Source organism: Candidatus Poribacteria bacterium (assembly GCA_028820845.1).
Classification (GTDB): Bacteria; Poribacteria; WGA-4E; order WGA-4E; family WGA-3G; genus WGA-3G.
Window position 1 is genome coordinate 35,063 of record JAPPII010000013.1, and the last position, 13,975, is coordinate 49,037.

Sequence of the window (13,975 nt, forward strand, 5' to 3'; positions counted from 1 at the left end):
TTACAGGTTGGGGTGTTTTTGCTTGGGTGTTTCCCCACAAACCCTCTTACACATCAAAGAATTGAGATTACAATAGAAAACTCGGGGGTACAAACCCCTCCTACATAGAAATGGAGAAGGTATTTCTTATGAAAAACTTAATGACACAGAAATTCATTTTTGGTCTACTAATGGCTCTTGTGTTGGCGTTGGGTGTGCAGGGTGTCGTAGAGGCACAAACCTCATCGGTGAGTGGAGACTCTGCCGTTACCAGTGCAACGGCAGGGACTACGACCATACCTGTTTTCGATATATCCACAACCAATCTGCTTACACGTTCCTTCACGCTTACAGTAACTGAGGCAGCAGACACGAATACCGTTGAAGTTCAGGCTACGGGCGCGACAGTGACGGAGATAAGAGTAACAAAAGCACCAAGCGATCCGACATCTGACCCACAAGATACTGATGATCCGGATCCAAGTCCAGCCAAAGATGATATAATCAGTGGCACTACTATTACATTTGGCGGTTTGGGAACTAAGGATGATAGCGATAGCGCTACTGCTACTGGAGACCCTAATACAGCGGACTGGACATTCAAGGTTACCTACACGGTTGCTGCCTTAGGAGCCTATTCCATAGAGGTGGATGGCAATACCGCTAGTCCGGAGATAGCGGCTTACGTTGTGCAAAGCAAGGGTAGAGCCGCATCTTATCATCTTAATAAAATCGCAGCTGCCAATATAACCCAAACACCCCAAATAACGAATACTGCCATGGAAGTGCAGGTAACTGATGGGTCGACTGGGCAGACATGGGTTCAAGTTGATTTGAACATCACCAATGGTAGACTCTATCCGACAGGTCAATTTGTGAGCGGTAACAGGATCTATAGTTCAAACGAGGCTAACGATAACGGCTATACAAACCTTTCTGTATTCACCGGTGCAGGCGGAGACATAGCTGGCGTGACGGTCGCCCCAAATAGAGGCCAAACTGCCATGGTTACAGCAAAAATCTCTGGGACCACGGGAGACCATGCATCGCATACCGTTACCTATTTCGATAGTGGAGTGGTTACCATAGACAGGGTGTCGGGGAACTATCAACATGCGAAGGAGAGTGAGAGGCTCGCTCAGCCCCTTGTTGTGCGTGTGTTGGATGGCACTAGACCGGTTCGGGATCAACGGGTTAGATTCACTGCCTCTGGTGGTCAGTTGCGGTCTGTCACAGGCTCGACCTTCATTAACGAGACAGGTTCAGTGGAGGCTACTACTGCAATATCCATAAAGACGGACAGTAGCGGTCAAGCAAAAGTGTATCTCACAGTACCCGCTGCAGCGGCAGCGGTCAGTGTTAATGCTGAGATCGCACAAACACCACCCGCCGTCGTTGGGAGGGCTGATGGCAGTGGTAGTCCGCTTGCGCAATTAAGTGAGCGATTTTCGGTTTTTGCAGTGGAAAGGGACTCCGCTACATTGAGCCCATTGACAATTACCGGGGCACCCGTAACACCTGTAGAGAATGCTGACCCGGATCGGGAGATAATCTGGGTGGATACCTCGGCTACTGGACCAGTTGAGGTTGAGTTTACAGTTACCGGCGGACAGCTCTATTTGGATCCTTCACGTCTGGATTTAGATGCCATTAGCCTGAAGCAATCTACAGATAGACCGCAATATGTTACAACACTCCGTGTCAGCACCGATGCTACTGGTAATATAGGGACTGCGGCTGCCCCGATTCTGTTCGTCAGGGCATCTTCTGGAATCGCAGAAGTTAAGGCGCAAATCCTTCGCAGTTCGCTAGATACTGCCGTGCGTACTATTCAGTATATCGCAGGTAGTATTGAGTTGGAAGTGGTCTCTAATAACCCCCGTGTCAGAGGGGCCCTCGGCGGATTGCGCGATGATCCATTTGTGGTTAGAGCAATGATCGGAGGCAGACCCGCACCTGGGCAGACTGTCAAGTTTACAGTCGATACTACCAGTGGAGGTGCTCTTATTCCTGTTCCTGAGACAGAAGTATTTGTCACACAACCGAGGGGTCTTACATTGTCTGCTGGCGCATCTCCTACTGATTTAACACCGGCTTCCGGTAGCCACGTTACTACTGTTCTTCGACAAGAAGAATACACGGCTGCTGATAACGGGGAAATATTTGTCAGAACCGATGATCAGGGCGAGGCGAAAGTTTATCTCCAGATGGGTACTACCGCTGGTGCCTCTCACACAATCACAGCTCAACTTCCAGTGGGAAGTGAGCGCGTCAGTTTCACAGTTCAACCACAAGCCGGTACAATTGCGGGGGATCTAAAGAAGATTGATGTGCCCGATTTGCGTCCTAACGATGATAATCTTGAAACTTTGGCTGTTCGCGCGGAAAATGTATTTGGAGATAGACTCCCAGATGTGAATATCAGATGGACCACAACCCACGGAATAATCACTCATGTGAATGGACGTGGAACGATATCGAACAATCAGGCCCAGGCCGAGGCTGACATAACCTCACCGATTCGGAGTGGTCAAGAAATATTCGTCCGGACAGATGCTTCTGGTGAAGCCTGGATTCTCTATCGTAGGGACCAGGCTATCAGCGGTGCACAGACCGTCAGAGCAGAGATTGCTTCGGAACAGGGCGCGCAACAGTATGATTTCGAGATTAGGCATCAGACGTTCACTATTGGTAGTGGCGGTGTTAGCAACAACCAAAACAACAACCCACAAACCAGAAATCCATATCTCTCAATTTCTCCCAGTAGTCTCACAGGTAACCCAGGTCAACAGCGGAGTTTCACGGTTTCTGCTTTCGATGCGAACAATAGACAACAGAGCATATCCGTGAATCTCAGCAGCAGCGGCGTTACGGTACCTGCCTCTGTCAGAACAGGTGAGTCCGTCTCTATCACATTACCGAGCAGCTCGACTTCCATTTCTGTGAGTGCCTCTAACTATGGTTCGCGCTCCCTGAGTGTTAGCGTGCAGGCTGTTCCTGATGAGATTGTAAAGGTCTCTGGCGATAGTCCTGTACAGACAGGTGAGCCGGGTGCGCAACTGTCTTCGGCGTTTGTGGTGCGAGTAGAAGATAGTAGCAATAATCCAATTCCAGGGCAAACCGTGACCTTCCGGGTAACCGGGGGTGGCGGTAGCGTCTCATCGTCAACGGATACCACCGACTCCAGTGGAGAAGCCGGCACGACGCTTACCTTGGGAAGTGCTGAGGGCACGAACACCGTGGAGGCAAGTGTGAGTGGCGTGTCAAGTGTCGTCACCTTTACCGCAACAGCGGAACGGGTGAGCGTCGCCAATCGACTGGAGATTGAAGAGGGTAATAACCAGAGCGGGGAACTGAATAGACTGCTGCCATCTCCGTTGGTTGTTCAACTTTTAGACCAAGACGGGGACCCGATTCAAGGTCTTACAATTGCGTTTGAGGTGACCGAAGGCAGGGGTCGACTCTCGCCTCGCACGGCACGCACGGATAACCAAGGGTTTGCGGAAGTTAATTTCACTCCGAGCAGCACGGGGAACATTGAGGTCGAGGCAAGCGTCCGCGGCATCGACACAATTTCGCCAGTAACCTTCACAATTAGCGGTGGTGAACTCCCCGATGCAATTACGGTCGTCTCCGGTAACAACCAGCGCGGGAGACCCGGGGCGAGACTCGCCAATCCGTTTGTTGTGCAAGTGATTGATAGGAACGACGATCCTGTTTCTGGGGTAAGTGTGTCATTTTCAGTCACCGCAGGCGGCGGGAGCGTCTCCCCGACATCTGCCACCACCACCAATAACGGACGCGCACAGACGACCTTGACACTCGGCGATGACCCCGGCGAGAACACCGTCCGCGCAAGCGTCACAGGACTCACGGATAGAGTCTCCTTCAAAGCGACTTCCGGCATGCAGGTGCACCTCAACGCTTCACAACGTCCCCCAATGTATTGGATTAGCAGAAACGAGGGGAAACTCTATCGACTCGTTGACGACGAAATCGAGAGTCTCGCACCGAACGTCACGGGCATCACGAACGTCGCTGTGGATGCGGCAAATAACGTTCTGTATCTGAGTGTGCAAACAGGCGAGAACCGGGGCGACATCCGGCGTGCGAACCTGAACGGTGGCAACATCCGGACGTTGAAGACGATCACTGCCGTGCCGAGCGGGATAACGGTGGATAGCACGGGGGATACCCTCTACTGGGCAAACTCACGCGGTCGTATCCAGAGCATGCCGACGGCGGGTAGCACGAAACTGACGAACGTATTAGAGAACCTTCGCAATCCGACGATCGTCGTCTCTAATGGACATCTGTATTGGACGGAATCTATCGGCAGGATCCGTCGGATTGATCTCACAGACGCACAGTTAACGATCCAGAACATCGCTACAGGTTTAGGCGAGCCGTTAGGACTTTCCGTTGCGAAAGGGAAGGTTTACTGGATAGAACGGAACGCTGACGGCAGCGGGAGTCTGAATCGGTCGAACCTTGACGGGTCTAACGCGCAGGCGTTGAAGACCTTCGCCTCGGGTGTGCCGACCTCGCTTGCTGTGGATTCTGCGGACAACAAGATTTACTGGACGAAGGGTGCCGGTAAGATTCAACGTTCCAACCTTGCGGGTAAGTTCGTCCGAGACGTTGCTTCGGGTCTGATGGGTCCGACAGGTATTGCGTTGAGCATCACGGCGACAGATGGACAGATGGCGACGACGCAGCCAGGGACTCGGAATACGCAACAGACGAACAACGCGCAGACGAATTTCTCACGGTATGACATCAACCGCGACGGTGCGGTGAACAATGCCGATACACGGGCAGTTGCCGCAGCGATCGGACAGAGCGGTGCAGACATCGCGAACCCACGCACGGACGTTGACGGTAACGGCGAAGTGGATGTGACCGACCTGATTCTCGTCTTGGGTAACCTTGACGACGATGTCGCGGCACCGGCAATTGATGTGGATGTGAAGGCACTTGACATCGACTTCGATCGTGTGCAGGAGCAGGTCGAGGTGTTGTTGGCATCGGGGGATGCGTCGATCGCAGCGCAGCGTGCATTGTTGTATCTGCAACATCTGTTGGCAAACGCACGTCCGGACGAGACCGTCTTGTTGGCAAACTATCCGAACCCGTTCAACCCGGAGACGTGGATCCCGTATCACTTGGCAGAAAGCACGGCTGTGAAAATCAACATCTACGATGCGCAAGGCGTGTTGGTGCGTGCGTTGACCGTGGGTCATCAATCGGCGGGTTACTACACATCTCGGAGTCGTGCGGCGTATTGGGATGGTCGGAACGCACTCGGTGAACGCGTGGCGAGTGGTATCTATTTTTATCAGTTGCAGACGGGCGAAACGGCTTCACCGCTGCGGAAAATGGTGATTTTGAAATAGCGATTAGCGGACCGCGAACCGCGAATAGCGGACCGCGGACAGCAACCACGGAAGAACACACGTCCTGGGATGACGCTAAACTCACCCTGTCTTTTTAGGACGACATTAACCTCCTAAATTCAAACTAAATGCTGGCGGTCAGGGGGCCATGCGCGCAACGCGCGGAACTGACCAAACCTAATGTAGCGATGAGAACCGTCGACACTCTCATCGCTACGTTTTATCAAACAAACCAATCACACCGCAAACAAACACCGGTATCAGCGCACAACCGCCAATCCGCAAAGGGTGTGTAAAGTTTTTGACAGTCAGCGGTCAAAAGTCGGGAATCGGAGTTCCCTCCTACAAACACAGCGGGTAGGAGGGAACTCCGCATCGCGACCGGCGACGAAATATTTACACACCCATCCGCAAATCGGCAAAGGCGACTGACACGGAGGGGACGATGCGTAGTAATGCAAAAGGCAGGATTCTTGCAGCCTGCGAGATGTCTTTCAAAGGGAAGAGCAATGCTGAGATTGCCGCACACTTCAACGTCACGGATTCGACGGTCTCTCGGTGGCGGAAACTCCAACTCTGGATTGAGTTTGAGAATGAACTCGTTGCTGCGTATAAGGATGCAGCCCTTCAGAAACACCAGACCCCCGATGCGGACACCGACCCGGCTTGATATTTCATAATTCAGTGCCATGTAGTTGTAGATACTACCGATGCGCGAAACCAGGAACAGTGCGAAACCTGTTTTCCAAAAGTCCCGCACACTCTTCCATAATTCATACTTTTTTTCAAAATACCCTCCCTGACATTACATATAGCATACCGTGTCTCAGCGAAGATGTCAACCAAAAACCCCTCAACCCTGATAAAAAAGGTGTTGGAAAATTCGTTGGGATGTAATACAATATTGTTAATTGGAAAATCCAAACATATCTAAAAGCGAGCGTGGTTCATTAACTACGTTTATAACATTTAAAGGGGATTTCGCCATGCGCTTTACATCCAGCCTCGTTGCATCACTTCTGGCGTTTAGTCTTGTAGGTTTGCTTTTCACACCATCTGCCTCGGCGTTTATTGAGCGAGAATATACAATTCGAGAAGTCGTTGATGCATGCACGAACATTGTCTTCGGCGAAGTAGAAAGTGTTGACAAAAGACGGTTGCGGGGTGTTATTACCGTCAAAAAAGATGTCAAAGGAAAGAGCAATCTCAAAGAAATTAAGATGAACTTCGCCACTGGACATTACAAGTCAGGCACCTCGCCAGAAAAAATGGTGGGTTTGCTCAAACCCAAAATGCCTATTATCGTTTTCTACCGCGAACATTACGGCATTGATAGTATGTGTTTTATTGATAATACATGGTTTCAGATGCGTGCCTATCGGAGCGGCTACAGCGGTTCTTGGTGGACCTTTACACACATTGACCCGATGATGTCACGCACGTTTAATGGCAAAACGAAGGCGTTCCAGAAGATTGTTAGCGATATGTTAGCCGGTAAAATGTGGGTTGGTACACCCAAAGATGCAATAAAAGTCTTAGTCTTGACTGCAAACAGCACACATCCGACATGGAGCCAGACCCCTGTGTACACCAACACGGCAACGTACGAGTATAAAGCACTACGCTCTGTGAAAGAGGTAGGGAAACGTGTCGTGGCATACGAACTCACCCGAGCACACGCGCTCCCACAGTTAGAAAGTGCTGATGTGTTATGGATCGGTTACGAAGAGATCTCAAGTTATGGACACTACCTCCTTTCGCGTGAAACGGAGAAAAAGATTAAGGCATTTGTGAAAAACGGCGGTGTCGTCGTTGTCGCGGGGCAGGACAGCAGTGACGAAAAACCGTGCGAGACCGGGTGGTTACAAGGGAAATTGAAAGGCATTGAAAGCCCACCAACCCAGAAGTTTGTCGTTACTGAAAAAGGCAAATCTCTCTTCTCCACACCCAACAAAGTTGCGTCAGGCAAAATCTTTATTGATGATGCGTGGACGGACTGGCATCGCAGCGATGAAATTTTTGCGACCACCGAGGATAAAAAAGAGTTAGTTGTCGGCGCAAGGCGATATGGTAAGGGAATGTACGTCATCACCAGCCTCCGCAACGATAGCCAGTATACAACTGCGATGAACAAAAAACTCATAGAGAATATTATGCACTATGTAGCCAGCCAAATCAAGTAACGCCGATTTTTGGGGAGTGTGATTTTCGCATCTCTACATGAACTTCGCGACAACCAGCGTGATGTCATCGTTCGTACCTTCGCCTTGCTGATGTACTCGGAGATCCGACAGAATCTCATCTTTAATCTCTTCGGGAGACAGATGACGCTTTTTGGAGATCAGTGATTTGAGCCGCTCCAATCCATACATTTCCGAGTTCGGGTTGAACGCTTCCGTGATACCGTCTGAATAAAGGACAAGCAGATCCCCCGGATGCCACGCCACCTCTATACTGTGATATTCCGATGGTCCTGGAAAAAATGAAATGCCGACTGGCAGAAAGGCAGATTCTAATTCAAGTGGTTCCTCGTCTTCGTTGTCGCGCCTATTCGGGTCGGCACGATACAAGAGCATCTCTGGGTGGCCTGCGTTGGTGTATTCCAATCGATTGTCCGGATGGATAATCAGATAACAGCAGGTTATATAGATAAAGGCTTGCGAGTCTTCTTCGATGACACGTGTAATAGCCTTCATGACTTCCGGCACGGAAGCGTCAAAGCGAATCTGTGTCTCCAAACAACTTTTCGTCATTGCGGCTACCATCGCTGAGTGGTAACCGTGCCCCATAACATCACCAATAAAAATAGCGACCCGGTTTTCCGAGAGTTCCATGTAATCGTAATAGTCGCCACCCACACTATTCGCCGGTTGGCAATATCCAGCGGTACTGACGCAGGGATGCGAAATTTCTTGGTTCGGGAGGAGGGACTGTTGGACTTCAGCGGCGAAACGCATCGATTCTTCTTGTGCGATTTCTTTACGGATAGCACTCATCTGAATTTCAAGGTCGCGTCGGATCTTTTCGTTGAGTACCCGAAACATACCGCTGCCAATTCGAGGTTCACGCGCCATCGCGTTGAAGAAGTCGTTTCGGGTGATACGCAGGAATCGGGTCGGCTTCACAGTTTTGACAGTAGCGCTCCGGGGTTTGTTGTCAATCAAGGCGATTTCGCCGAGACAGTAACCTTTCTCATCAAAGAACAAAACCTCCGTGCCTGCCTTGATGATACTCACTTTGCCGTCAACGATAAGGTAAAGTGAGTCGCCTTCGTCTCCCTCCTCAAATAGTAGTGAACCCGCGGGATAAGTGACTTCGTTTGCAATCTGAGAAATCGCTTTCAGTTCAGTTTCCGAAATTTCCGCGAAAAGTTCTGTTTTGTGTAAGAATTGTAACTTGTCTGCTTCTGATAGCATTATCTATTTGAGCCTTTGACTTTTTGTAGAAAATGTGTTAAAATGTGGCAACCTAAAAAATTAGACGAAATTCGCAAAGATAAGTTGAAGATAATGTAAGAGACCGCAGCCTCGTGCTATACGTTCCAGTATCTATCATGACACTGAAAAGGAAATTATGTCAATAACTGATTTTTTTCGAGGGAAAGTTCTGCTGATCACCGGGGGCACGGCGTTTTTAGGTCAACCGATGGTAGCAAAAATTTTGACCGCATTGCCTGATGTCGAAAAGATTTATCTTCTCATCCGAAGCCGCACTGATAGAACAGGGAAGCATGTTTCTGCACAAGAGCGCTTAGAAAATGAACTCCTTGTCTCAGATGTTTTCGGATCTCTCCGTCGCTTGCACGGCGAAAATTTTGATGAATGGGCGCAACAGAAGTTAATTGCTGTTGAAGGTGAACTGACTCACGACCGTCTCGGATTCAGCGATGCCGAATACCAACGGCTCCAAAACGAAGTACAGGTTTTTATTAATATCGCAGGACTTGTGGATTTCGATCCACCTTTTGATGATTCTTTGTGGGGGAACGCTCTTGCTGCTAAGCATGTGGTTAACTTCGCAAAAGGCTGCCAAGATACCGTATTCCTGCATATTTCAACGGCGTACGTTCGGGGAAGCGAATCCGGACGGGTGCCTGAGGAATTACCGCTTCCATATCCACAATACGCAGCGCAGCATCAGGAAAAAACCGGGACAGCTATTCCACAGACGCTCTCCGAAGAGATCGAAGGACTGCTAGCTCTCAGTGCTGCTATTCATGCTGAAGCCGATGCCCCTGAGAATCTTGAACGTTTCGAGCAAGTGGCTGAAGGGCAGATAAGAGGGACTCGCAAAAGGCTGGCGGCGCAGGTTAAAGAATTGAAAGCAGAATGGCTTGAAAATCGTTTGGTCGAAGCAGGATTAGAACACGCTCGCTCGCGTGGCTGGAACGATACCTATACCTATATGAAATTCCTTGCCGAGCAGATGGTTATGGAATTGCGCGGCGACCTTCCGACGGCTATTATACGTCCTTCGATTATTGAAAGTAGTTTTGATGAACCTGTCCCTGGCTGGCTCGGAAAGTTTCGGATGTCTGAACCGCTAATTGTCGGTTTCGGGAAGGGACGACTGCCGGACTTCCCCGCGAACCCAGACATAATTTTGGATATTATCCCGGTCGACTTTGTTGTAAATGCCACCTTGGCAGCTGCCGAAGCAACAGCAAGACGGGGTGGCATTGAGGTGTATCATGTTGCAACCGGAACACAGAACCCACTCTACTTTCGAGGTATCTTTGAGGCGACTTACGACTACTTTGTCAAAAACCCGATGCTCGAAGATGGAAAACCGATCACTGTGCCTATCTGGAAGTATCCAAGTTTGGAAGAATTCCAACAGAAGTTGGACAGCCGGATGCGGCTCATTGATTTTACCACAGCAGTACTCGGACACCTCCCCATGCGTGCTGCCAAACGGAAACGCCGTCAACTTGTCCTGAAGCAGAGCGGGGTCAAAGCACTTCTGCATTACATCAAAATTTATGCTCCCTACACTCGGACCAACTTTGAGTTTGAGACTGAGAAGATGCAAGGGCTTTACACGGCACTCTCACCCACAGAACAGCAGCGTTTTAACTTCGATGTCTCGAAAATCCACTGGAAGCGGTATTTTCAAGAGATTCATATCCCCGGCATCAAGCGGCATGTCTTGAAAATTGAAGATGGGACAGCAGATGATTCGGAGACAAAACCGAGTAAGGTGGACGCACAAGAGGAATCGGAGGAGTCTGTTACACCCGCTGAACATATTTACCCAAAAACTATTGTAGACTTGATTAAGACCCAGGCATCGCGTATCCCTGATAGGATTGCGCTGCAGATGGTAAAAGAGGATGAATGGGAAGAGTACACCTACGCCGAAACTTATACGCGCTCGCGAGAGGTCGCATGGCGGTTATGGAAGAGCGGTTTACGTAAAGGGGATCGGGTCGTATTAGTCTCGGAAAATCAGCCGGGATGGTGTATCGCCTACCTTGCAGCTACCCAGATTGGGATTGCCGTAGTTCCACTTGACGCACAGACCCCTGCCCACGAAATCTTAGCGATTGCAGCATTCACTGCCGCAAAATCGATTTTAGCCTCCGATGCCGTTTTGGAAAAGTCTGGTGCGGTTTTATCGGAGGCGGGGACGATGTTACAAAACATCAATAATGGCTGCGAAATTGTCGGTTCCGAACCTTCTGAGAACGGAACGCTAACCCCAGAGATTCCTGCCGATTTTCCGAATGTGGAAATATCCCCTGATACCGTTGCCTCTATTATTTTCACGATGGGTACCACCGTTGACGCTAAGGGGGCAATGCTCACGCACGGGGGATTCCTCTCTAACGTACAAGCAGTCGCAAAAGCACTTCCACCGACAGACACAGAACGCATCTTGTCGGCGCTGCCACTCTATCACGCTTTGAGTTTTTCGTGCAGTTTGTTAATGGCGCTCTACAGTGGGACGACTGCGACCTATGTCAATGCTCTTCGTCCGACCACGCTTCTGAAGACGATGCGAGAGGCGAAAACAACTGCCTTTATCGGGGTTCCACGTCTCTTTCAGTTACTCCAAAGCACGATTGAACGACAGGCGGTGCGAGAAGACACGCCCGGTGAAACTTTGGCGGAGAAGGCGAAGGCTGTTATGGGCGGTGAAATTCGCGTCCTCGTGAGCGGCGGTGCCTCGCTCTCCGATGCAATTTATGACGGATTTCAGAAATTCGGTATGACAATCTACCAAGGCTACGGTATGACCGAGACTGCCCCTGTGTTGACTGTCAACCCTTACGAAAAGAGTAAGCGCGCCTCTGTCGGACCCGCAGTAGAAGGGGTCGAACTTAGGATTGAAAATCCAGATACCGATGGCGTTGGTGAGATTGTTGCTAAGGGACCGAGTACCATGAAGGCATACTATCAGAACCCAGCTGCTACAACAGCGGCTGTCCGGAATGGCTGGCTCTACACAGGCGATCTCGGCTATATGGACGCTGATGGTTACCTCTATCTTACAGGACACTGCAAAGACGTTATCGTTCCTGCTTCTGGCAAGAATGTCTATCCGGTCGAATTGGAAGCACTCTATCGAGACAGTCCGGCTATCTCTGAAATATGTGTGGTTGGTGTTCCTTATGAAGATGGATCCGATACGGCTATCCATGCCGTAATTGTACCGACAGTGCCGGATGAAACAACCAAAGAGGCGATTCAGCATCATCTTCAAACGCGGGCAAAGGAGCTGCCGAGTTACCAACAATTTCACAAGTTCCATTTCTGGGACGATGCGCTACCCAAAACTCAGGACGGTGTTATAGACCGGCAGCACCTAAAGTGCAGTTTGCAAACACATATTGAAAATACAACGCGCCTTCATGAGACCCCCAAAGCAGGGGCGATGGACGCGGAATCCGCTGCACCAAGGACTGATGTACCGCAAGAAGTACTCTCTACTCTCTCACGATTGGCACGCATGCCAGACCATCAAATTCGCTTAGAGAGTCGATTGGATATTGATTTAGGGCTTGATTCTCTCACACGACTTGACCTGTTGTTGATGCTTGAAGCCAGGCTCGGCGAGACGATTCCCGATGCGTTACTCGCGAACTTGGAGACAGTCGGTGATGTTGTCAAACTCATTGAGACGTTTCAATCTGACGTTGAGAGACAGACTGAACCCCTTAATGATTTCGGAGTTAGAGACGCCTCTCACAGGATGGAATTGCGGCAGGTGCCGCGATGGTACGCACGTGCCTTCCGTTCTGTGATTACTGGCATCTATAGGAACTATTTCTCGCTGAAGTGCTATGGACTTGAGCATATTCCGCAAGGCAAACCCTATATTATTATGCCAAATCACACGAGTCACCTTGATACGTTGACGGTTATCACTGCGCTTGGAAAGAGGGCGTACCAACTCTGGGTGCTCGCTGCGCGGGACTACTGGTTCGCTACCCGTCTCCAAGGTTGGTTCGCGGGAACGTGTCTCAATGCACTCCCGATAGAACGGGAGGGCAATTTTACGGAGTTTCTGCAGGATCTGAGGATGGCGAACGCGGTGATGGCGGAAAATAACGGTTTGCTTATCTTTCCTGAAGGCACGCGTTCACTTGACGGGGAGCTTCAACCGTTCAAGTCGGGAATCCTCAGCCTGCTCATCTATGGTCCTAATGTCCCGATTATACCGGCGTATATTGACGGCACCTATCATGCCTTGCCGAAAGGGCAGAATTTACCGAAGAAGCACCCAGTGCGCATTATTTTTGGAGAACCGCTCACTTTTCCACCTGAAGGTTGGGGCGATCCCGACGAAACACCGATCGATCCGGACAAATATCAGGAATTCTTGGAATTGGCACAGCATCGCGTCGCGGAACTGAGAGCAGCGTTAAAACAGCAGAAAGGTGCTTAAAAATAATCATGTGGGATCCTAACATGAAAGGAACAGTCGCATTTTTTGATGTAGATGGCACGCTGTTGAAGTCTACAATTGTGCATTACTACATCTGGATGCGTACTGCTGAAATTCCGAGACCTCTGAAGTTGGTCTGGCTTGTCGGGTTTCTACCGAAGGTTGTCTACTACCTGATTTTAGACAGGATAAGTCGAACCCGTTTCAACCAGGTATTCTATCGGAACTATCGCGGGATGGACGCTGCCGAGGTTAAAGCGTTATCGGTGGAAATGTTTGAGACCTACCTTCGTCCAAAAATCTTCTCCGAGGCGGTATCGGAAATTCAGGAACACAAACAACAAGGCATGGCGGTAATCCTCGTAACCGGCTCGCTCGATTTTATCGTCCAACCAATTGCCGATTATCTCGATATTGACGCTGTATTGGCTCCGCAGCTCCGCGAAGAAGATGGACAATTTACAGGCGAACTCACAACTGCCCCGCTTATTGGAGAACGCAAGGCGGAAGTGATGCAAGAATTTGCCAAACAACACGAAATTTCACTAAAAGACAGTTATGCTTACGGCGACAGCCAATCGGATTTGCCGATGCTGGAATGTGTCGGGAATCCTGTCGTTGTAAACCCAGGAAAAGCACTCCGCCAGAAAGCACTTGACTCTGGTTGGGAGCTGCACGAGTGGATGTAAAAAAATAAGAAAGGAACAGAA

6 protein-coding genes are annotated in these 13,975 nt (G+C 50.0%); 5 read left to right on the forward strand and 1 reads right to left on the reverse strand.

Annotated elements, in window-relative coordinates:
- Positions 1–128 precede the first annotated feature (128 nt).
- The 3 genes from OXN25_03250 to OXN25_03260 all read left to right on the forward strand — a co-directional run bounded on the left by OXN25_03250 (position 129) and on the right by OXN25_03260 (position 7,558).
- Positions 129–5,375 (forward strand): Ig-like domain-containing protein, encoded by a 5,247-nt coding sequence (locus OXN25_03250; GenBank protein MDE0423870.1) that lies wholly within the window; start codon positions 129–131, stop codon positions 5,373–5,375.
- A 445-nt stretch (positions 5,376–5,820) separates the two neighbouring features.
- Positions 5,821–6,045, forward strand: coding sequence for a helix-turn-helix domain-containing protein (locus OXN25_03255; protein MDE0423871.1), 225 nt, complete (start codon positions 5,821–5,823; stop codon positions 6,043–6,045).
- 316 nt (positions 6,046–6,361) lie between these two features.
- Positions 6,362–7,558, forward strand: a complete 1,197-nt coding sequence (locus tag OXN25_03260) for a hypothetical protein (protein MDE0423872.1) — start codon at positions 6,362–6,364, stop codon at positions 7,556–7,558.
- 33 nt (positions 7,559–7,591) lie between these two features.
- Here OXN25_03260 and OXN25_03265 read toward each other — a convergent pair whose 3' ends face one another.
- A complete protein-coding gene (locus OXN25_03265; protein ID MDE0423873.1) occupies positions 7,592–8,791 on the reverse strand; it encodes a SpoIIE family protein phosphatase in 1,200 nt (399 codons plus the stop codon).
- Between the two features lie 157 nt (positions 8,792–8,948).
- On the opposite strand from OXN25_03265, the gene OXN25_03270 reads away from it, so the two are divergent.
- Positions 8,949–13,265: an AMP-binding protein gene (locus OXN25_03270; protein MDE0423874.1), complete on the forward strand. Its 4,317-nt coding sequence runs from the start codon at positions 8,949–8,951 to the stop codon at positions 13,263–13,265.
- Between the two features lie 23 nt (positions 13,266–13,288).
- The gene (locus OXN25_03275; protein MDE0423875.1) at positions 13,289–13,954 is read left to right on the forward strand and encodes an HAD-IB family hydrolase; all 666 of its coding nucleotides are present in this window, start codon (positions 13,289–13,291) and stop codon (positions 13,952–13,954) included.
- The last annotated feature ends 21 nt before the right edge of the window (positions 13,955–13,975 follow it).

Bases quoted from the DNA above. Each gene is read 5' to 3' on its own strand.
- OXN25_03250 (MDE0423870.1), top strand. From the start codon at position 129: ATGAAAAACTTAATGACACAGAAATTCATTTTTGGTCTACTAATGGCT.
- OXN25_03255 (MDE0423871.1), top strand. From the start codon at position 5,821: ATGCGTAGTAATGCAAAAGGCAGGATTCTTGCAGCCTGCGAGATGTCT.
- OXN25_03260 (MDE0423872.1), top strand. From the start codon at position 6,362: ATGCGCTTTACATCCAGCCTCGTTGCATCACTTCTGGCGTTTAGTCTT.
- OXN25_03265 (MDE0423873.1), bottom strand. From the start codon at position 8,791: ATGCTATCAGAAGCAGACAAGTTACAATTCTTACACAAAACAGAACTT.
- OXN25_03270 (MDE0423874.1), top strand. From the start codon at position 8,949: ATGTCAATAACTGATTTTTTTCGAGGGAAAGTTCTGCTGATCACCGGG.
- OXN25_03275 (MDE0423875.1), top strand. From the start codon at position 13,289: ATGAAAGGAACAGTCGCATTTTTTGATGTAGATGGCACGCTGTTGAAG.